The organism is Streptomyces thermocarboxydus (assembly GCF_024760485.1).
Classification (GTDB): Bacteria; Actinomycetota; Actinomycetes; order Streptomycetales; family Streptomycetaceae; genus Streptomyces; species Streptomyces cellulosae.
In genome coordinates this window covers 4,147,834-4,167,756 of record NZ_CP058273.1, presented here as the reverse complement: position 1 = coordinate 4,167,756, position 19,923 = coordinate 4,147,834, and the positions used below count along the sequence as shown (strand labels likewise).

The following is a 19,923-nucleotide window of genomic DNA, read 5'->3' as shown; positions in this document are numbered from 1 at the left end:
CTCAGGTCCAGTCGGGCTCCTCGTCGGGCCAGTCGTACGCGTTCTGCGCCTCCGGAGCGGGGACCGAAGCCGCGCGGGGCGCCGGGACCTCGGCCGCCGCGTCGGGAGCGGCCGCGTCCGGGGCCGGCAGCCCCGCCAGCACCTCCACGACCCCTTCCCCGTACGTCGCCCGCTTCTTCTCGCCCACGCCGCTGATCCCGCCGAGCTGCTCCACCGAGGTGGGCCACACCGTGACGATCTCCCGCAGCGTGGCGTCGTGGAAGATCACGTACGCCGGGACGCCCTGCTCCTTGGCCGTCTCGGCGCGCCAGGCGCGCAGCGCCTCGAAGGCGGGCTGGAGCGCCTCGGGCAGCTGGGCCGCCGCCGCCTTCGCCTTGCGGTCGCGGCCCGCCCCGCCGCCCGCGCGGGACGTGGCCGGCTTCTCGGGCTCCTTGCGCAGCGGCACCTCCCGCTCGCGCCGCAGCACCGACCCACTGGCCTCGGTGAGCACCAGCGTGCCGTAGTCGCCCTCGACCGCGAGCAGCCCCTGGGCGAGCAACTGGCGGATCACGCCACGCCACTGAGCCTCGCTCAGCTCCTCGCCGATGCCGAACACGGACAGCTGGTCGTGGTCGAACTGGATCACCTTGGCGGTGCGGCGGCCCAGCAGGATGTCCACGATCTGCACCGCGCCGAACTTCTGCCCGCGCTCCCGCTGCAGCCGCACCACCGTGGACAGCACCTTCTGCGCCGCCACCGTGCCGTCCCAGGTCTCCGGCGGGGCGAGGCAGGTGTCGCAGTTGCCGCAGTTCTCCCCCGACGGCTCCTGGCCGAAGTAGGCGAGGAGCTGGCCCCGGCGGCAGCGCACCGTCTCGCACAGGGCGAGCATGGCGTCCAGGTGCTGGCCCGCCCGCCGCCGGAACGCCTCGTCTCCCTCGCCGGACTGGATCAGCTTGCGCTGCTGGATGACGTCGTTCAGCCCGTAGGCCATCCACGCCGTGGACGGCAGGCCGTCGCGGCCCGCGCGGCCCGTCTCCTGGTAGTAACCCTCGACCGACTTGGGCAGGTCGAGGTGGGCGACGAAGCGGACGTCCGGCTTGTCGATGCCCATGCCGAAGGCGATGGTCGCCACCACGACCAGGCCCTCCTCGCGCAGGAACCGCGCCTGGTGCGCGTGACGCGTCCCCGCGTCGAGCCCCGCGTGGTACGGCACGGCCTCGATGCCGTTCTTCGACAGGAACTCGGCGGTCTTCTCCACCGAGTTGCGCGAGAGGCAGTACACGATGCCCGCGTCCCCCGCGTGCTCCTCGCGCAGGAAGGCGAGGAGCTGCTTGCGCGGGTCGGCCTTCGGCACGATCCGGTACTGGATGTTGGGCCGGTCGAAGCTGGCCACGAAGTGCCGGGCGTCCGGCATGCCCAGCCGCTCGGTGATCTCCCGGTGCGTGGCGTCCGTGGCGGTCGCGGTGAGGGCGATGCGGGGCACGTCCGGCCACCGCTGCCCCAGCACGGACAGGGTGAGGTAGTCGGGCCGGAAGTCGTGGCCCCACTGGGAGACGCAGTGCGCCTCGTCGATGGCGAAGACGGAGATCTTGCCGCGCGAGAGGAGGTCCAGGCTGCTGTCCAGGCGCAGCCGCTCCGGGGCCAGGTAGAGCAGGTCGAGCTCGCCGGCGAGGAACTCCGCCTCGACCGTCCGCCGCTCGTCGAAGTCCTGCGTGGAGTTCATGAACCCGGCCCGCACGCCGAGCGCCCGCAGCGCGTCGACCTGGTCCTGCATCAGTGCGATCAGCGGGGAGACGACCACACCCGTGCCGGGCCGGACCAGGGCCGGGATCTGATAGCAGAGCGACTTGCCGCCGCCGGTCGGCATGAGCACGACCGCGTCGCCGCCGGCGATCACATGGTCGACGACCGCCTCCTGCTCGCCGCGGAAGGTCTCGTAGCCGAAGACCCGGTGCAGCGCAGCCAGCGCCTCACTGTCCGTCACTGCCATCCCGGCGACACCGTCCGTCCCGTGCATCGTCCCGTCCCCCGCGGCCGTACCTCGGCCACTGCGTCCACCATAGGCGTCCGGACCGACAGCCCCGGAGTTGTCCACAGGCCCGCCCGGAACCCTCCGGCACTGTTCGATCCACGGCCCCGCCGCGACCGGCAACGACCGCGGCCCGGCACCCCGTGTCGGGGTACCGGGCCGCGCCCTGCGTACGGCGGGGTGCGTCAGCGCACGAACACCCCCGCGTCCCCGGCCAGGTCCAGGAAGTACTGCGGCGCCACACCGAGCACCACCGTGACCGCGACACCGACCGCGATGGCCGTCATCGTCAGCGGCGACGGCACCGCGACGGTGGGGCCCTCCGGGCGCGGCTCGCTGAAGAACATCAGCACGATGACGCGGATGTAGAAGAACGCCGCGACCGCCGACGAGATCACACCGACCACGACCAGCGGGACCGCGCCGCCCTCCGCCGCCGCCTTGAACACGGCGAACTTCCCGGCGAAGCCCGAGGTCAGCGGGATGCCCGCGAAGGCCAGCAGGAACACCGCGAACACCGCCGCGACCAGCGGGGAGCGCCGGCCCAGGCCCGCCCAGCGGGACAGGTGGGTCGCCTCGCCGCCCGCGTCCCGCACCAGCGTGACCACGGCGAAGGCGCCGATCGTCACGAAGGAGTAGGCCGTCAGGTAGAACAGCACCGAGGAGATGCCCGACGGCGTGGCCGCGATGACACCGGCGAGGATGAAGCCCGCGTGCGCGATCGACGAGTACGCCAGCAGGCGCTTGATGTCGGTCTGGGTGATCGCCACGATCGCGCCGGCCAGCATCGTGACGATGGCGACGCCCCACATGACCGGCCGCCAGTCCCAGCGCAGGCCCGGCAGCACCACGTACAGCAGGCGCAGCAGGGCGCCGAACGCCGCGACCTTGGTGGCCGCCGCCATGAAGCCGGTGACCGGGGTGGGCGCGCCCTGGTAGACGTCGGGCGTCCACATGTGGAACGGCACCGCGCCGACCTTGAACAGCAGGCCCATCACGAGCAGCGCGGCGCCGATCAGCAGCAGCGCGTCGTTGCCCATGGTGTCGGCGAGCGCCGGGGTGATCTCCGGCACGGTGCCGTCGACGACCTGGGCGATCGTCGCGTACGACATGGAGCCCGCGTAGCCGTACAGCAGGGCGATGCCGAACAGCGTGAACGCGGAGGCGAACGCGCCGAGCAGGAAGTACTTGACGGCCGCCTCCTGCGACATCAGCCGCTTGCGCCGGGCCAGCGCGCACAGCAGGTACAGCGGGAGGGAGAGGACCTCCAGGGCCACGAACAGGGTCAGCAGGTCGTTGGCCGCCGGGAAGACCAGCATGCCCGCGACCGCGAAGAGCAGCAGCGGGAACACCTCGGTGGTGGTGAACCCGGCCTTGACGGCCCGCTTCTCGCTGTCGCTGCCGGGGACGGCGGCGGCCTGCGCGGCGAAGGAGTCGACGCGGTTGCCGTGGGCCTCCGGGTCGAGCCGGCGCTCGGCGAAGGTGAACAGGCCCACCAGCGCCGTCAGCAGGATCGTGCCCTGGAGGAAGAGCGCCGGGCCGTCGACGGCGATCGCGCCCATGGCGGCGATGCCCGCCTTGGTGGTGGCGTACCCGTCGGCGGCGAGCGCCACGACCGCGGCGAACGCGGCGACCAGGGCGACCGCCGAGACGAACATCTGGGCGTAGTAACGGGACTTGCGCGGCACGAAGGCCTCGACCAGGACCCCGACGAGCGCCGCGCCGACGACGATCAGCGTGGGCGCGAGCTGCCCGTACTCGATCTTGGGTGCGTCGATCTTGACGATCGGATCGGCCGCGGTTGTCCACAGGCTGTGGACGGCTGCTGTTGCGCTCACTTGGCCGCCTCCACCTCGGGCTGGGGGTCCTTCTTCTGTACGTCGGACAAGGTCTGCTTCACCGCCGGGTTCACGATGTCCGTCACGGGCTTCGGGTAGACGCCCAGGAACACCAGCAGCACGACCAGGGGCGCCACCACCGCGATCTCCCGCACCCTGAGGTCGGGCATCTCGGCGACCTCGGGCTTCACCGGGCCGGTCATCGTCCGCTGGTAGAGGACGAGGGTGTAGAGCGCGGCGAGCACGATGCCGAAGGTGGCGATGATGCCGATCACCGGGTAGCGCGTGAACGTGCCGACCAGGACCAGGAACTCACTGACGAAGGGCGCGAGGCCCGGCAGCGAGAGGGTGGCGAGGCCGCCGATCAGGAAGGTCCCGGCGAGCACCGGGGCCACCTTCTGCACACCGCCGAAGTCGGCGATGAGCCGCGAGCCGCGCCGGGAGATCAGGAAGCCGGCGATCAGCATCAGCACGGCCGTCGAGATGCCGTGGTTGACCATGTAGAGCGTCGCCCCGGACTGGCCCTGGCTGGTCATCGCGAAGATGCCCATGACGATGAAGCCGAAGTGCGAGATCGAGGCGTAGGCGATCAGCCGCTTGATGTCGCGCTGGCCGACGGCGAGCAGCGCGCCGTAGATGATGCTGATCAGCGCCAGCACCAGGATCACCGGCGTCGCCCACTTGCTGGCCTCCGGGAAGAGCTGGAGGCAGAAGCGGAGCATCGCGAAGGTGCCCACCTTGTCGACCACCGCGGTGATGAGCACGGCGACCGGGGCGGTGGACTCCTGCATGGCGTTGGGCAGCCAGGTGTGCAGCGGCCACAGCGGCGCCTTCACCGCGAAGGCGAAGAAGAAGCCGAGGAACAGCCAGCGTTCCGTGCCGGTCGCCATGGTCAGCTCGCCGCTCGCCCGGGCCTCGGCGATCTCGGTGAGGGAGAAGCTCCCCGCGACCACGTGCAGCCCGATCACCGCGGCCAGCATGATCAGACCGCCGGCCAGGTTGTAGAGGAGGAACTTCACCGCCGCGTACGACCGCTGGGTCGCCGCCTTCTCCTCGCCGTCCTTGTGGGCACGGTCCCCGAAGCCTCCGATGAGGAAGTACATCGGGATGAGCATGGCTTCGAAGAAGATGTAGAAGAGGAAGACGTCGGTGGCCTCGAAGGAGATGATCACCATCGCCTCGACGGCCAGGATCAGGGCGAAGAAGCCCTGCGTCGGCCGCCACCGCCTGCTGCCCGTCTCCAGCGGGTCGGCGTCGTGCCAGCCCGCCAGCACGATGAACGGGATCAGCAGCGCGGTCAGCGCGATCAGCGCCACCGCGATGCCGTCGACGCCCAGTTCGTAGCGGACGCCGAAGTCGGCGATCCACGAGTGGGACTCGGTGAGCTGGTAGCGGTCGCCGTCCGGGTCGAAGCGGACCAGGACGGTGACCGCCAGGGCGAGTGTGGCCAGCGAGAACAGCAGCGCCAGCCACTTGGCCGCCGTGCGCCTCGCGGCCGGTACGGCGGCCGTGGCGATCGCCCCGACGGCCGGGAGCGCCGCCGTCGCTGTCAGGAGAGGAAAGGACATCGGTATCAGACCGCCCTCATCAGCAGGGTCGCGGCGACGAGGACCGCCGCGCCGCCGAACATCGAGACCGCGTAGGACCGCGCGAAGCCGTTCTGCAGCCTGCGCATCCGCCCGGACAGACCTCCCACGGAGGCGGCCGTGCCGTTGACGACCCCGTCGACCAGGGTGTGGTCGACGTACACCAGCGAGCGGGTGAGGTGTTCGCCGCCGCGGACCAGGACCACGTGGTTGAAGTCGTCCTGGTACAGGTCGCGGCGGGCGGCCCGGGTGAGCAGCGAACCGCGCGGGGCGACGGCCGGCACCGGGCGCCGTCCGTACTGCGCCCAGGCGATCGCCACGCCGATGACCATCACCGCGACCGTGGACAGCGTCACCGTCAGCGCGCCGACCGGCGGGTGTCCGTGAGAGTGCCCGGTGACCGGCTCCAGCCAGTGGAGGAAGCGGTCGCCGACGCTGAAGAACGCGCCGCCGAACACCGATCCGACGGCCAGGACGATCATCGGGACCGTCATGACCTTCGGCGACTCGTGCGGGTGCGGCGGCTCGTAGGCGCCGCCGGTCTGCGCGGCCGGCTCCACGTCCGGGGAGGCCGGGGACGGCGTCGGCGCGTTGCGCCAGCGCTCCTCGCCGAAGAACGTCATCAGCATCACCCGCGTCATGTAGTACGCGGTGATGGCCGCGCCCAGCAGGGCGCAGGCGCCGAGGATCCAGCCCTCGGTGCCGCCCTTGGCGAACGCCGCCTCGATGATCTTGTCCTTGGAGAAGAAGCCGGACAGGCCCGGGAAGCCGATGATCGCGAGGTAGCCGAGCCCGAAGGTGACGAACGTGACCGGCATGTACTTCCCGAGGCCGCCGTAGCGGCGCATGTCGACCTCGTCGTTCATGCCGTGCATGACCGAACCGGCGCCGAGGAAGAGGCCGGCCTTGAAGAAGCCGTGCGTCACCAGGTGCATGATCGCGAAGACGTAGCCGATCGGGCCGAGGCCCGCGGCCAGCACCATGTAGCCGATCTGCGACATGGTCGAGCCGGCCAGCGCCTTCTTGATGTCGTCCTTGGCGCAACCGACGATCGCACCGAACAGCAGCGTGACCGCGCCGACGACGGTCACCACCAGTTGCGCGTCCGGCGCGCCGTTGAACACGGCCGCCGAGCGGACGATCAGGTAGACGCCCGCGGTCACCATGGTCGCGGCGTGGATGAGGGCCGAGACCGGGGTCGGGCCCTCCATCGCGTCCCCGAGCCAGGACTGCAGCGGCACCTGGGCGGACTTGCCGCACGCGGCGAGCAGCAGCATCAGGGCGATCGCGGTCAGCTTGCCCTCGCCCGCCTCACCGGCGAGCGCGGCCTCCCCGTGGCCGCCGAGCACCGGCCCGAAGGCGAAGGTGCCGAACCACAGGAACATCAGCATGATCGCGATGGACAGGCCCATGTCACCGACGCGGTTGACCAGGAAGGCCTTCTTGGCGGCCGTGGCCGCACTGGGCTTGTGCTGCCAGAAGCCGATCAGCAGGTAGGAGGCGAGACCGACGCCCTCCCAGCCGACGTACAGCAGCAGGTAGTTGTCGGCGAGGACCAGGATCAGCATCGCCGCGAGGAAGAGGTTCAGGTAGCCGAAGAAGCGGCGGCGCCGCTCGTCGTGCTCCATGTACCCGACGGAGTAGAGGTGGATCAGCGAGCCGACGCCGGTGATCAGCAGCACGAACGTCATCGACAGCTGGTCGAGCCGGAAGGCGACGTCCGCCTGGAAGCCCTCCACCGGGATCCAGCTGAACAGGTGCTGCACGACCGTGCGGTCCTCGGCGCCCTTGCCCAGCAGGTCGGTGAAGAGCACCAGGCCGAGGGCGAAGGACACGGCGGCCAGGGCCGTGCCGATCCAGTGGCCGACGGCGTCCAGCCGGCGGCCGCCGCACAGCAGGACCGCCGCTCCGAGCAGAGGCGCCGCCACCAGCAGCGCAATCAGGTTCTCCACGATTCAGCAGCCCCTCACAGCTTCATCAGGCTGGCGTCGTCGACCGAGGCCGAGTGGCGGGAACGGAACAGGGACACGATGATCGCCAGCCCCACCACGACCTCCGCGGCGGCGACGACCATCGTGAAGAACGCGATGATCTGGCCGTCGAGGTTGCCGTGCATACGGGAGAAGGCGACGAACGCCAGGTTGCAGGCGTTGAGCATCAGCTCGACGCACATGAACACCACGATCGCGTTGCGCCGGATCAGCACACCGGTGGCGCCGATGGTGAACAGGAGCGCCGCCAGGTACAGGTAGTTGACGGGATTCACTTCGACGCCTCCTCGGCCCGCTTGAAGTTCGGCGGCTGGATCGCGCGGCGCTCCAGGCGCTCCTCCGCGCGCTGCTCCAGCGCCCGCAGGTCGTTGAGCGCCTCCCGCGACACGTCACGGACCTGGCCGCGGTCCCGCAGCGTCTTGCTGACGGTGAGGTCCGACGGGGTGCCGTCGGGCAGCAGGCCCGCGATGTCGACCGCGTTGTGCCGGGCGTAGACGCCGGGGGCGGGCAGCGGCGGCAGGTACCTGCCCTCGCGGACGCGCTGCTCGGCCAGTTCGCGCTGCGTGCTCGCCCGCTCGGTGCGTTCCCGGTGGGTGAGCACCATCGCGCCGACGGCCGCCGTGATGAGCAGCGCGCCGGTGATCTCGAAGGCGAAGACGTAGCGGGTGAACATCAGTTGGGCGAGGCCCTGGACGTTCCCCCCGGCGTTGGCCTCGCCGACGCCGACGAACTGGCTCACCGAGGCGTTGCCGATGCCGCCGACCAGCAGGATGCCGAAGCCGAGGCCGCACAGCAGAGCCAGCCAGCGCTGGCCCTTGATGGTCTCCTTCAGGGAGTCCGCGGCCGTGACGCCGACGAGCATCACCACGAAGAGGAACAGCATCATGATCGCGCCGGTGTAGACGATGATCTGCACGACGCCCAGGAAGTAGGCGCCGTTGGCCAGGTAGAACACGGCCAGGATGATCATGGTGCCGGCGAGGCAGAGCGCGCTGTGCACGGCCCGCCGCATGAAGACGGTGCACAGGGCGCCGATCACGGCGACGGTGCCGAGGATCCAGAACTGCACGGCCTCGCCGGTGGAGGTCGAATACGCGGCGAGCTGCTCGGTCATCGCCCGATCACCTTCTCCGAGGCCGGCTCCTCCGGACCGAAGGTGGACTCGGCCTCCTGGACCACCTCGCCCTTGGAGTGCGCGACCTGACGCTCCGTGCCGGGCGCCGCCTCGGTCACCAGACCGCGGTAGTAGTCCTGTTCGTCCGTGCCCGGGTACATGGCGTGCGGGGCCTCGACCATGCCCTCCTCCAGGCCGGCGAGCAACTGCTCCTTGGTGTAGATGAGGTTGGCCCGGCTGGAGTCGGCCAGTTCGAACTCGTTGGTCATCGTCAGCGCGCGCGTCGGGCACGCCTCGATGCACAGCCCGCACAGGATGCACCGGGCGTAGTTGATCTGGTAGACGCGGCCGTACCGCTCGCCGGGCGAGTAGCGCTCCTCGTCCGTGTTGTCCGCGCCCTCGACGTAGATCGCGTCGGCGGGACAGGCCCAGGCGCACAGCTCGCAGCCGACGCACTTCTCCAGGCCGTCCGGATGGCGGTTGAGCTGGTGCCGTCCGTGGAAGCGCGGGGCCGTGGTCTTCTGCTGCTCCGGGTACTGCTCGGTGAGCCGCTTCTTGAACATGGCCTTGAAGGTCACGCCGAAGCCGGCCACCGGGTTCAGGAAACCGGGCTTGGTGTCCTTCGGTTCCTCAGCCATCGGACCCCTCCTTTCCGTCGGTGGAACCGCCCTGGGGTTCGTCACTGTGAGTATCGGTTCCGCCACTGACAACGAGCTCCCGCTCGTGGCGCGGGCGGCGCCGCGGCGCCGGGGGCAGCTCCTGCCCGGGCAGCGGCGGCACGGGGAACCCGCCCGCCATCGGGTCGAACGGAGGCTGGTCCGCGGGCTGTCCGCTCTCCTCGCCCCGGCCGCGGAACATGTCGGCGACGAAGGAGAGGAGCAGCAGGACGAGGACGCCGCCGGCGATGTAGAGCGCGATGTCGGCGAACTCGTAGTTCTCGTTGCGCAGCGCCCGGACCGTGGCGACCGCCATCAGCCACACCAGGGAGACCGGGATGAGGACCTTCCAGCCGAGCTTCATCAGCTGGTCGTAGCGGACGCGCGGGAGCGTGCCGCGCAGCCAGACGAAGCCGAAGAGCAGGGTGAGCAGCTTGCCGGTGAACCAGAGCATCGGCCACCAGCCGTGGTTCGCGCCCTCCCAGAAGGTGCTGATGGGCCACGGGGCCCGCCAGCCGCCCAGGAACAGGGTCACCGCGACCGCCGAGACGGTCACCATGTTGATGTACTCGGCGAGCATGAACATCGCGAACTTGATCGACGAGTACTCGGTGTTGAAGCCGCCGACCAGGTCGCCCTCGGACTCCGGCATGTCGAACGGGGCGCGGTTGGTCTCGCCGACCATCGTCACGATGTAGATGAGGAACGACACCGGCAGCAGCAGCACGTACCAGCGGTCGGTCTGCGCCTCGACGATCGTCGACGTGGACATCGACCCGGAGTAGAGGAACACCGAGGCGAACGCGGCGCCCATCGCGATCTCGTACGAGATCATCTGGGCGCAGGAGCGCAGACCGCCGAGCAGCGGGTAGGTGGAGCCGGAGCTCCAGCCCGCCAGGACGATGCCGTAGATGCCGACCGAGGCGACCGCGAGGATGTAGAGCATCGCGATCGGCAGGTCGGTGAGCTGCATCGTGGTGCGCTGGCCGAAGATCGAGATCTCGTTGCCGGCCGGTCCGAAGGGGATCACGGCGAACGCCATGAACGCCGGGATGGCCGCCACGATCGGCGCGAGGACGTAGACGACCTTGTCCGCGCGCTTGACGACGACGTCCTCCTTCAGCATGAGCTTCACGCCGTCGGCGAGCGACTGGAGCATGCCCCAGGGGCCGTGCCGGTTGGGGCCGATGCGCAGCTGCATCCAGGCGACGACCTTGCGCTCCATGACGATGGAGATGAGCACGGTCACCATCAGGAAGGCGAAGCAGAACACCGCCTTCAGGGCGATCAGCCACCAGGGGTCGCGGCCGAACATCGAGAGGTCTTCAGCGGCGAGGTACGGGCTCATGCCTCCACCTCCTGGGGAGCCTCGCCGGCGAGGGTCGCCGGGCCGATGCGGACGAGGGAGCCGGGGAGCGCCCCGGCGCCGGAGGCGACCCCGCCGTCCGTGGAGTTCAGCGGGAGCCAGACCACCCGGTCGGGCATCTTGGTGACGGACAGCGGCAGTTCGACCGTCCCGGCGGGGCCGGTCACCGCGAGCGTGTCGCCGTCCTTGACGCCGACCTCGGCGGCCGTGGCGGCCGAGAGCCGGGCGAGCGCGGCGTGGCGGGTGCCGGCCAGCGCCTCGTCGCCCTGCTGGAGCAGGCCCAGGTCGAGCAGCAGCCGGTGCCCGGCGAGGACCGCCTCGCCGGCGGCCGGCCGGGGCAGGGCGCCCGCGGTCTCCACCGGGTCGGCGGCGCGCGGGCCGTCCCACAGGCCGAGCCGGTCGATCTCCGAGCGGATCGTGCGCAGGTCCGGCAGGCCCAGGTGCACGTCCATGGCGTCGGCGAGCATCTGCAGCACGCGCGCGTCGGACGGCGCGGGCCGCCGGGTCATCTGGTCCGGCTTGAGCGCCGCCTCGAACAGCCGCACCCTGCCTTCCCAGTTGAGGAAGGTGCCGGCCTTCTCGGCGACCGCGGCGACCGGCAGGACCACGTCGGCGAGCTCGGTGACCTCTCCGGGCCGCAGCTCCAGGGAGACCACGAACCCGGCCTCGGCGAGCGCCGCACGGGCGCGGGCCGGGTCGGGCAGGTCGGCGACCTCCACGCCCGCGACCAGCAGCGCCTGCAGCTCGCCCCGGGCGGCCGCCTCGACGATCTGCGCGGTGTCCCGGCCGAAGCGGTGCGGGAGTTCGGCGACGCCCCAGAGGGCGGCCACCTCCTCCCGGGCGCGCGGGTCGGTCGCCGGGCGGCCGCCCGGCAGCAGCGACGGCAGCGCGCGCCGCCTGACGGCGCCCCCTCCCCGGCCCGGCGCGGGATCCACACCAGCCGGGAGCCGTCGCGGTGGCGAACCGCACGGCGGCGGTGAGCCGCCGCGTACGGCGGCCAGCCGCTCGCCGACGACGACCACCGCGCCCTCGGCGCGCAGCGCCTCGGCGGCCGCGGCCCCGTCGCCCTCCAGTCCGACGCCGGCGGCCAGCGCGTCCAGCCACTCGGTCTCGGTGCCGGGCGCCGCCGGCAGCAGCGTGCCGCCGGCCTTGGTCAGCCCGCGCGTGGCGTGCGTGGCCAGCGCGAAGGTGCGCTGACCGTGCGTGCGCCAGGCCTTGCGCAGCCGCAGGAAGACGCCGGGGGCCTCCTCCTCCGACTCGAAGCCGACCAGCAGCACCGCCGGGGCCTTCTCCAGCGCCTTGTACGTGACGCCCGTGCCGTCCAGGTCGACGCCGTGTCCCGCGACGCGCGCGGCGAGGAAGTCGGACTCCTCCGTGCTGTGCACGCGCGCGCGGAAGTCGATGTCGTTGGTGGCGAGCGCGACCCGCGCGAACTTGCTGTACGCGTAGGCGTCCTCGACGGTGAGCCGGCCGCCGGTGAGCACACCGGTGCGGCCCCGCGAGGCGAGCAGGCCCTGCGCCGCGATCTGCAGCGCGTCCGGCCAGGACGCCGGCTCCAGCTCACCCTCCGCGTTGCGCACCAGCGGGGTGTCGAGCCGGTCCCGCTGCTGCGCGTACCGGAACGCGAAGCGGCCCTTGTCGCAGATCCACTCCTCGTTGACCTCGGGGTCCTCCGCGGCCAGCTTGCGCATGACCTTGCCGCGCCGGTGGTCGGTGCGGGTGGCGCAGCCGCCCGAGCAGTGCTCGCACACCGACGGCGAGGAGATCAGGTCGAACGGGCGGGAGCGGAACCGGTAGGCGGCCGAGGTGAGCGCGCCGACCGGGCAGATCTGGATGGTGTTGCCGGAGAAGTACGACTCGAACGGGTCGCCCTCGCCGGTGCCGACCTGCTGGAGCGCGCCCCGCTCGATCAGCTCGATCATCGGGTCGCCCGCGATCTGGTTGGAGAACCGGGTGCAGCGGGCGCACAGCACGCACCGCTCACGGTCCAGCAGCACCTGCGTGGAGATCGCGACGGGCTTCTCGTAGGTGCGCTTCTTGCCCTCGAAGCGGGACTCGGCGCTGCCGTGCGACATCGCCTGGTTCTGCAGCGGGCACTCGCCGCCCTTGTCGCAGACGGGGCAGTCCAGCGGGTGGTTGATGAGCAGCAGCTCCATCACGCCCTTCTGGGCCTTCTCCGCGACCGGCGAGGAGAGCTGCGTCTTCACCACCATTCCGTCGGTGCAGGTGATGGTGCAGGACGCCATGGGCTTGCGCTGGCCCTCGACCTCCACGATGCACTGGCGGCAGGCGCCGGCCGGCGCAAGCAGCGGGTGGTCGCAGAACCGGGGGATCTCGATGCCGAGCTGCTCGGCGGCCCGGATGACCAGGGTGCCCTTGGGCACGCTGATCTCGGCGCCGTCGATCGTCAGCGTCACGAGGTCCTCGGGCGGGACCGCCGCCTCTCCCCCTCCGGAGGGAGCGTTGGTGGTCACAGTCATGCGTGCACCTCCGTACGGTCGGCCCAGGCCGTCGACGCGGCCGGGTCGAAGGGGCAGCGACGGTCCGTGATGTGCTGCTCGTACTCCTCGCGGAAGTACTTGAGCGACGAGAAGATCGGCGAGGCGGCGCCGTCGCCGAGGGCACAGAAGGACTTGCCGTTGATGTTGTCCGCGATGTCGTTCAGCTTGTCGAGGTCGGACATCCGGCCCTTGCCGGCCTCGATGTCGCGCAGCAGCTGGACGAGCCAGTACGTGCCCTCGCGGCAGGGGGTGCACTTGCCGCAGGACTCGTGGGCGTAGAACTCGGTCCAGCGGGTGACGGCGCGGACCACGCAGGTGGTCTCGTCGAAGCACTGCAGCGCCTTGGTGCCGAGCATGGAGCCCGCGGCGCCGACCCCTTCGTAGTCGAGGGGGACGTCGAGGTGCTCGTCGGTGAACATCGGCGTCGAGGAGCCGCCCGGCGTCCAGAACTTCAGCCGGTGGCCGGGCCGCATGCCGCCGCTCATCTCGAGCAGCTGGCGCAGGGTGATGCCGAGCGGCGCCTCGTACTGGCCGGGGCTCGCGACGTGGCCGCTGAGGGAGTAGAGCGTGAAGCCCGGGGACTTCTCGCTGCCCATGGAGCGGAACCACTCCTTGCCCCGGTTCATGATGGCGGGAACCGAGGCGATGGACTCGACGTTGTTCACCACCGTGGGGCAGGCGTAGAGGCCCGCGACGGCGGGGAAGGGAGGACGCAGTCTGGGCTGGCCGCGGCGCCCCTCGAGGGAGTCGAGCAGCGCGGTCTCCTCACCGCAGATGTACGCGCCCGCGCCCGCGTGCACGGTGAGTTCGAGGTCGAGTCCGCTGCCGAGGATGTTCTTGCCGAGGAGCCCCGCCTCGTACGCCTCGCGCACGGCCTCGTGCAGCCTGCGCAGCACGGGGACGACCTCGCCGCGCAGGTAGATGAAGGCGTGCGACGACCTGATGGCGTAGCAGGCGATGACGATGCCCTCGATCAGGCTGTGCGGGTTGGCGAAGAGCAGCGGGATGTCCTTGCAGGTCCCCGGCTCCGACTCGTCGGCGTTGACGACGAGGTAGTGCGGCTTGCCGTCGCCCTGCGGGATGAACTGCCACTTCATGCCCGTCGGGAAGCCGGCGCCGCCGCGTCCGCGCAGTCCGGAGTCCTTGACGTACGCGATGACGTCGTCCGGCGACATGGCGAGCGCCTTGCGCAGGCCCTCGTACCCGTCGTGCCGCTTGTAGACGTCCAGCGTCCAGGACTTGTCCTCGTCCCAGAAGGCCGACAGCACCGGTGCGAGCAGCTTCTCCGGGCCGGTGTCCTTCAGTTCGGGTGCCAAGGTCATCACTCCCCCTCCTCGGCGACAGGTCCTGACGGGTGGGCCGGGTCGGAGGCCGCCGTGTCCTGCGGCGCGTCGTGCGAGCTGAGGTGCTCGGTGGGCGACGGCTCGTGCGGCGGGGCGTCCTGCGGCGCCTCGCCGCGCGGGTGCACCACGCGCGCGGGGGCCGCCTCGCCCTTGGCCAGCTTCAGACCGATGAGGGAGGCGGGGCCCGCGCTGCCGGTGGCCTCGACGGCGCCCTCGCGCTCGTCGGGGAAGCCGGCCAGGATGCGGGCGGTCTCCTTGAACGTGCACAGCGGCGCGCCGCGGGTGGGCGCGACCGGGCGGCCCGCGCGCAGGTCGTCGACCATGCGCTTGGCGCTCTCGGGCGTCTGGTTGTCGAAGAACTCCCAGTTGACCATCACCACGGGCGCGTAGTCGCAGGCCGCGTTGCACTCGATGTGCTCCAGGGTGACCTTGCCGTCGGCGGTGGTCTCGCCGTTGCCGACGCCCAGGTGCTCCTGGAGCTCCTCGAAGATCGCGTCGCCGCCCATCACCGCGCACAGGGTGTTGGTGCACACCCCGACCTGGTAGTCGCCGCTCGGGCGGCGCCGGTACATGGTGTAGAAGGTGGCGACCGCGGTCACCTCGGCCGTGGTCAGGCCGAGCATGTCCGCGCAGAACTGCATGCCGGTGCGCGTGACGTGCCCCTCCTCCGACTGCACCAGGTGCAGCATCGGCAGGAGGGCGGAACGGGAGTCCGGGTAGCGGGCGACGATCTCGCGCGCGTCGGTCTCCAGCCGGGCCCGGACGTCGTCCGGGTAGGCCGGCGCGGGCAGTTCCGGCATGCCCAGGCTGACGCCCCGCTCGGAAGAAGAGGTGGTCACCGGTCGACGCCTCCCATCACGGGGTCGATGGACGCGACGGCGACGATGACGTCGGCGACCTGGCCGCCCTCGCACATCGCCGCCATGGCCTGAAGGTTGGTGAAGGACGGGTCGCGGAAGTGGACCCGGTAGGGGCGGGTGCCGCCGTCGGAGACGACGTGCACCCCGAGCTCGCCCTTGGGCGACTCGACGGCCGCGTAGGCCTGGCCCGGCGGGACGCGGAAGCCCTCGGTGACCAGCTTGAAGTGGTGGATCAGGGCCTCCATGGAGGTGCCCATGATCTGCTTGATGTGGTCGAGGGAGTTGCCCAGTCCGTCGGGGCCCAGGGCGAGCTGGGCGGGCCAGGCGATCTTCTTGTCGGCGACCATGACCGGGCCGGGCTCCAGCCGGTCCAGGCACTGCTCGACGATCCGCAGCGACTGGCGCATCTCCTCGAGCCGGATCAGGAACCGGCCGTAGGAGTCGCAGGTGTCGGCGGTCGGGACGTCGAAGTCGTACGTCTCGTAGCCGCAGTACGGCTGCGCCTTGCGCAGGTCGTGCGGGAGGCCGGTGGAGCGCAGGATCGGTCCGGTGGCGCCGAGGGCCATGCAGCCGGCCAGGTCCAGGTAACCGACGTCCTGCATACGGGCTTTGAAGATCGGGTTCCCGGTGGCGAGCTTGTCGTACTCCGGGAGGTTCTTCCGCATCTTCTTGACGAACTCGCGGATCTGGTCGACCGCGCCGGGCGGCAGGTCCTGGGCGAGTCCGCCGGGGCGGATGTACGCGTGGTTCATCCGCAGGCCGGTGATCAGCTCGTAGATGTCGAGGATCAGCTCACGGTCACGGAATCCGTAGATCATGATCGTGGTGGCGCCGAGCTCCATGCCGCCGGTGGCGATGCACACCAGGTGGGAGGAGAGCCGGTTCAGCTCCATCAGGAGCACCCGGATGATCGAGGCTCGGTCCGGGACCTGGTCCTCGATGCCGAGCAGCTTCTCGACCGCGAGGCAGTACGCCGTCTCGTTGAAGAACGGCGTCAGGTAGTCCATGCGCGTCACGAACGTGGTGCCCTGGGTCCACGTCCGGTACTCGAGGTTCTTCTCGATGCCGGTGTGGAGGTAGCCGATGCCGCAGCGGGCCTCGGTGACGGTCTCGCCGTCGATCTCCAGGATCAGCCGGAGCACTCCGTGCGTGGACGGGTGCTGCGGACCCATGTTGACGACGATGCGCTCGTCGTCGGTGCGGGCCGCGGTCTCGACGACCTCGTCCCAGTCGCCGCCGGTGACGGTGTAGACGGTGCCCTCGGTGGTCTCGCGAGGGGTTGCGTGCGTGCTCACGAGTACGACCTCCGCTGGTCCGGAGCGGGAATCTGGGCGCCCTTGTACTCGACGGGGATGCCGCCGAGGGGATAGTCCTTGCGCTGCGGATGGCCCTGCCAGTCGTCCGGCATCATGATCCGCGTCAGGGCCGGGTGACCGTCGAAGACGATGCCGAAGAAGTCGTACGTCTCGCGCTCGTGCCAGTCGTTCGTCGGGTAGACGGAGAACAGCGACGGGATGTGCGGGTCGCTGTCGGGGGCGCTGACCTCCAGGCGGATCACCCGGTTGTGGGTGATCGAGCGCAGGTGGTAGACGGCGTGCAGCTCGCGGCCCTTGTCGTTCGGGTAGTGCACCCCGCTGACGCCGGTGCACAGTTCGAACCGCAGCGCGGGGTCGTCGCGCAGGGTCTTCGCCACCCGCACGAGGTGCTCGCGCTCGATGTGGAAGGTGATCTCGTCGCGGTCGACGACCGTCTTCTCGATGGCGTTCTCCGGGAGGAGGTCCTGCTCCTCCAGCGCGCCCTCCAGTTCGTCGGCGACCTCGTCGAACCAGCCGCCGTAGGGGCGGGCCGCCGGTCCCGGGAGCCGGACCGAGCGGACCAGGCCGCCGTAACCGGAGGTGTCGCCGCCGTTGTTGGCGCCGAACATGCCGCGCTGGACGCGGATCTCCTCGCCGCCCTGACCGCGCTGGCCGGGGAGGTTCTCGGCGGAGAGCTCCTTCTCGGGGTTCACGCCGTCACCCGCGGTGTTGTTCGCGTCGCTCATCGCAGCAGCCCCTTCATCTCGATCGTGGGCAGGGCCTTGAGCGCCGCCTCCTCCGCCTCGCGGGCCGCCTCCTCGGCGTTCACGCCGAGCTTGGAGCTCTGGATCTTCTGGTGGAGCTTGAGGATCGCGTCCATCAGCATCTCGGGGCGGGGCGGACAGCCGGGCAGATAGATGTCGACCGGGACGACGTGGTCGACGCCCTGGACGATCGCGTAGTTGTTGAACATGCCGCCCGAGGAGGCGCAGACCCCCATGGAGATCACCCACTTGGGGTTCGGCATCTGGTCGTAGACCTGCCGGAGCACCGGCGCCATCTTCTGGCTGACCCGCCCGGCGACGATCATGAGGTCCGCCTGCCGCGGCGAGCCGCGGAAGACCTCCATGCCGAAGCGCGCCAGGTCGTAGCGGCCCGCGCCGGTGGTCATCATCTCGATGGCACAGCAGGCGAGGCCGAACGTGGCGGGGAAGACGGACGACTTGCGCACCCAGCCCGCGGCCTGCTCGACGGTGGTCAGCAGGAATCCGCTCGGCAGCTTTTCTTCGAGTCCCATGACTTGTGGCCCCTCAGTCCCATTCCAGGCCGCCGCGCCGCCATACGTACGCGTACGCGACGAAGACGGTGAGCACGAAGAGCAGCATCTCCACGAGCCCGAAAATCCCCAGGGCGTCGAAGGTGACGGCCCAGGGGTAGAGGAAGACGATCTCGATATCGAAGATGATGAAGAGCATCGCCGTCAGGTAGTACTTGATGGGGAAACGCCCGCCGCCGGCCGGCGTGGGGGTCGGCTCGATGCCGCACTCGTAGGCCTCGAGCTTCGCCCGGTTGTACCGCTTCGGACCGATCAGCGTGGCCATGACCACGGAGAAGATCGCAAAGCCTGCCCCGAGGGCTCCCAGTACGAGGATGGGCGCATACGCGTTCACCGCTCCTCGCTCCTCTCAGTCGGCATTGACTGCTGGCGGTTGTGGTTGTGCAGCGGGCCCGTCGCCTCACCAGCCCCACGAACCACGCCCGCCCCGGCGAAGATCGAGAACATGTGAAGCAGGTCACAAGCCCAACTGCTCCGCATCTTATGCCTGTGGGTCTGTGATCTGCGACACGGGGTATTACACAAGCTTTGTGATCTCCACCACCTGACGAACGATCATGAAGTCGGATGAGCGGTGATCTTCGCACGTCAAGCATCCACGCGATCACCAAACGTGACATCTTGACCGGTCGGCGCAGCTCAGAGGGGTCGCGAGGGAGGCGTCTCCATATCAAGACGATTCCTCTGCATGCAAATTGGCGCTGGACGCATCGCCTTGATAGAGGCCGCGTTCACACATGAGGGGGGTCGCGCGGCGCGATGTGGACGTGTGCACGCGTTCACGAAGTCCGGGGTCGCGACGGACGCCGTGACGGCCCTCGTCGTTCCGTGACGTCCGTCACACTTCTGAGGACCCCTCAGGAACGGGGCTTGGCCAACCACCTAAACCGGTGGTAAGCGCGGAGCAATTCGGGCGTAACGATGAAAGTCCGTGATCACGGCCCGGTCACGGCCGCCCGCAATGTCCGTTGTGGCGTCAATGGACGGGGACTTGAGGGGAATTTGTGGGCCCGATTGAACAACTGTGGCGCAGCCCACGTTTCTTGAAGATATGAAGCAGCCCCTGGTACCGGTTGTTCCCATGTCCCACACCGCTCACATACGCAGCCACCGGAAGCCCCGCCGCACCGCGACGTCCACGATCGCGGTTCGGGCCGGAGTTGCCGGTGGCGTCCTCAGCACCCTGGCAGTGGCCGGGGCGTCCAGCGCGGCCAACGCGGCCGAGCCGGTGACGCAGACCCTCGAACTGCCCACCCTGACGGCCGACCTGGCCGCCCAGGTCGCCGAGTCCGCGGACGCCACCCAGCAGGCGGCCGCGAACTACCAGCTGCGGGCCGAGCGTGACGCGGCGGCCGCCCAGGCCGCGAAGCAGGCCAAGGCGGACCTGGCCGAGGCCAAGAAGAAGGCCGAGGCGCGGAAGAAGGCGGCCGAGGAAGCCCGTCAGGCTGCCGCCGAGCGCGCGGCGCGCGACGCCGAGCGCCCCTCGCTCACCACGACCGCGTCCGTCTCCACGCCGTCCAGCGGCAGCGTCGCGGCCGTCCTCGCCTTCCTCCAGGCGCAGGTGGGCGACGCCTACGTCATGGGCGCCACCGGCCCCAACGCCTGGGACTGCTCCAGCCTGGTACAGGCCGCGTTCAAGCAGGTCGGTGTGGACCTGCCGCGCGTCTCCCAGGACCAGTCGATGGTGGGCACCGACATCCCGCTGTCGCAGATCCAGGCCGGCGACATCCTGTACTGGGGCGGCAAGGGCTCCGCGTACCACGTCGGTGTCTACATCGGTAACGGCCAGTACCTGGACGCCGCCAACCCCTCGAAGGGCGTCGTCATCCAGGACCTCTCCGGCTACCCGGCGTCGGGCGCCGTCCGCGTGCTCTGACCCACGCCTTCACGGACCGGAGGGCCGCTGCCTCACCGAGGCGGCGGCCCTCCGTCGTTTCCGGCCCGCACAGCGAACCAAGATCGCCGTATTGCCCGAATTGCACCCCGGATCGCGTGCGTTGACGGCGCGCCGGGAGCCTCCGCGCCGTCC

General features: G+C 70.4%; 16 protein-coding genes. 1 reads left to right on the top strand and 15 read right to left on the bottom strand.

Translation table 11 applies throughout. The annotated features are described in order from the left end of the window. Nucleotide 1: 1 nt before the first annotated feature. From recQ to AY578_RS19190, 15 genes are all read right to left on the bottom strand, one after another. Nucleotides 2-1,996 carry a DNA helicase RecQ gene (gene recQ, locus AY578_RS19260; protein WP_215188104.1) on the bottom strand — a complete coding sequence of 665 codons (1,995 nt, stop codon included), beginning with the start codon at nucleotides 1,994-1,996 and terminating at the stop codon, nucleotides 2-4. Nucleotides 1,997-2,193: 197 nt separating this feature from the next. Continuing rightward, nucleotides 2,194-3,846: an NADH-quinone oxidoreductase subunit NuoN gene (gene nuoN / locus AY578_RS19255; protein WP_215188103.1), complete on the bottom strand. Its 1,653-nt coding sequence runs from the start codon at nucleotides 3,844-3,846 to the stop codon at nucleotides 2,194-2,196. Then, entirely contained in the window at nucleotides 3,843-5,414 is a 1,572-nt protein-coding gene (locus AY578_RS19250; protein ID WP_019524493.1) for an NADH-quinone oxidoreductase subunit M, read from the bottom strand. The genes nuoN and AY578_RS19250 overlap by 4 nt, the downstream gene beginning before the upstream one ends. A 5-nt stretch (nucleotides 5,415-5,419) precedes the next feature. Beyond that, complete coding sequence (gene nuoL, locus AY578_RS19245; protein ID WP_215188102.1) at nucleotides 5,420-7,384, bottom strand: NADH-quinone oxidoreductase subunit L; 1,965 nt, start codon at nucleotides 7,382-7,384, stop codon at nucleotides 5,420-5,422. A gap of 14 nt (nucleotides 7,385-7,398) precedes the next feature. After that, nucleotides 7,399-7,698 (bottom strand): NADH-quinone oxidoreductase subunit NuoK, encoded by a 300-nt coding sequence (gene nuoK, locus AY578_RS19240; protein WP_004927567.1) that lies wholly within the window; start codon nucleotides 7,696-7,698, stop codon nucleotides 7,399-7,401. Beyond that, the gene (locus AY578_RS19235; RefSeq protein ID WP_019524491.1) at nucleotides 7,695-8,537 is read right to left on the bottom strand and encodes an NADH-quinone oxidoreductase subunit J; all 843 of its coding nucleotides are present in this window, start codon (nucleotides 8,535-8,537) and stop codon (nucleotides 7,695-7,697) included. The genes nuoK and AY578_RS19235 overlap by 4 nt, the downstream gene beginning before the upstream one ends. Further along, nucleotides 8,534-9,175 (bottom strand): NADH-quinone oxidoreductase subunit NuoI, encoded by a 642-nt coding sequence (nuoI, locus tag AY578_RS19230; RefSeq protein ID WP_019524490.1) that lies wholly within the window; start codon nucleotides 9,173-9,175, stop codon nucleotides 8,534-8,536. The genes AY578_RS19235 and nuoI overlap by 4 nt, the downstream gene beginning before the upstream one ends. Then, the gene (gene nuoH / locus AY578_RS19225) at nucleotides 9,168-10,541 is read right to left on the bottom strand and encodes an NADH-quinone oxidoreductase subunit NuoH (RefSeq protein WP_019524489.1); all 1,374 of its coding nucleotides are present in this window, start codon (nucleotides 10,539-10,541) and stop codon (nucleotides 9,168-9,170) included. Before nuoH ends, nuoI begins: the two co-directional genes overlap by 8 nt. After that, entirely contained in the window at nucleotides 10,538-13,039 is a 2,502-nt protein-coding gene (locus tag AY578_RS19220) for an NADH-quinone oxidoreductase subunit G (protein WP_258903171.1), read from the bottom strand. Before AY578_RS19220 ends, nuoH begins: the two co-directional genes overlap by 4 nt. Then, nucleotides 13,036-14,382, bottom strand: a complete 1,347-nt coding sequence (gene nuoF, locus AY578_RS19215) for an NADH-quinone oxidoreductase subunit NuoF (RefSeq protein ID WP_137209013.1) — start codon at nucleotides 14,380-14,382, stop codon at nucleotides 13,036-13,038. The genes AY578_RS19220 and nuoF overlap by 4 nt, the downstream gene beginning before the upstream one ends. After that, nucleotides 14,382-15,242, bottom strand: a complete 861-nt coding sequence (gene nuoE / locus AY578_RS19210; RefSeq protein WP_019524486.1) for an NADH-quinone oxidoreductase subunit NuoE — start codon at nucleotides 15,240-15,242, stop codon at nucleotides 14,382-14,384. Before nuoE ends, nuoF begins: the two co-directional genes overlap by 1 nt. Beyond that, nucleotides 15,239-16,558, bottom strand: a complete 1,320-nt coding sequence (locus tag AY578_RS19205) for an NADH-quinone oxidoreductase subunit D (protein WP_019524485.1) — start codon at nucleotides 16,556-16,558, stop codon at nucleotides 15,239-15,241. Before AY578_RS19205 ends, nuoE begins: the two co-directional genes overlap by 4 nt. Next, the gene (locus AY578_RS19200; RefSeq protein ID WP_019524484.1) at nucleotides 16,555-17,304 is read right to left on the bottom strand and encodes an NADH-quinone oxidoreductase subunit C; all 750 of its coding nucleotides are present in this window, start codon (nucleotides 17,302-17,304) and stop codon (nucleotides 16,555-16,557) included. Before AY578_RS19200 ends, AY578_RS19205 begins: the two co-directional genes overlap by 4 nt. Beyond that, complete coding sequence (locus AY578_RS19195; protein ID WP_006133126.1) at nucleotides 17,301-17,855, bottom strand: NuoB/complex I 20 kDa subunit family protein; 555 nt, start codon at nucleotides 17,853-17,855, stop codon at nucleotides 17,301-17,303. The genes AY578_RS19200 and AY578_RS19195 overlap by 4 nt, the downstream gene beginning before the upstream one ends. 13 nt (nucleotides 17,856-17,868) lie before the next feature. Beyond that, complete coding sequence (locus AY578_RS19190) at nucleotides 17,869-18,228, bottom strand: NADH-quinone oxidoreductase subunit A (RefSeq protein ID WP_003974383.1); 360 nt, start codon at nucleotides 18,226-18,228, stop codon at nucleotides 17,869-17,871. 717 nt (nucleotides 18,229-18,945) lie between these two features. Between AY578_RS19190 and AY578_RS19185 the strand changes: the two genes are divergently transcribed. After that, a complete protein-coding gene (locus AY578_RS19185; protein WP_037778524.1) occupies nucleotides 18,946-19,770 on the top strand; it encodes a C40 family peptidase in 825 nt (274 codons plus the stop codon). Nucleotides 19,771-19,923 lie beyond the last annotated feature (153 nt).

Coding starts and splice junctions, on each gene's coding strand:
- nuoI (WP_019524490.1), bottom strand. CDS start 9,175: ATGGCTGAGGAACCGAAGGACACCAAGCCCGGTTTCCTGAACCCGGTG.
- nuoF (WP_137209013.1), bottom strand. CDS start 14,382: ATGACCTTGGCACCCGAACTGAAGGACACCGGCCCGGAGAAGCTGCTC.
- nuoH (WP_019524489.1), bottom strand. CDS start 10,541: ATGAGCCCGTACCTCGCCGCTGAAGACCTCTCGATGTTCGGCCGCGAC.
- AY578_RS19250 (WP_019524493.1), bottom strand. CDS start 5,414: ATGTCCTTTCCTCTCCTGACAGCGACGGCGGCGCTCCCGGCCGTCGGG.
- AY578_RS19185 (WP_037778524.1), top strand. CDS start 18,946: ATGAAGCAGCCCCTGGTACCGGTTGTTCCCATGTCCCACACCGCTCAC.
- recQ (WP_215188104.1), bottom strand. CDS start 1,996: ATGCACGGGACGGACGGTGTCGCCGGGATGGCAGTGACGGACAGTGAG.
- AY578_RS19200 (WP_019524484.1), bottom strand. CDS start 17,304: ATGAGCGACGCGAACAACACCGCGGGTGACGGCGTGAACCCCGAGAAG.
- AY578_RS19195 (WP_006133126.1), bottom strand. CDS start 17,855: ATGGGACTCGAAGAAAAGCTGCCGAGCGGATTCCTGCTGACCACCGTC.
- AY578_RS19235 (WP_019524491.1), bottom strand. CDS start 8,537: ATGACCGAGCAGCTCGCCGCGTATTCGACCTCCACCGGCGAGGCCGTG.
- AY578_RS19220 (WP_258903171.1), bottom strand. CDS start 13,039: ATGACTGTGACCACCAACGCTCCCTCCGGAGGGGGAGAGGCGGCGGTC.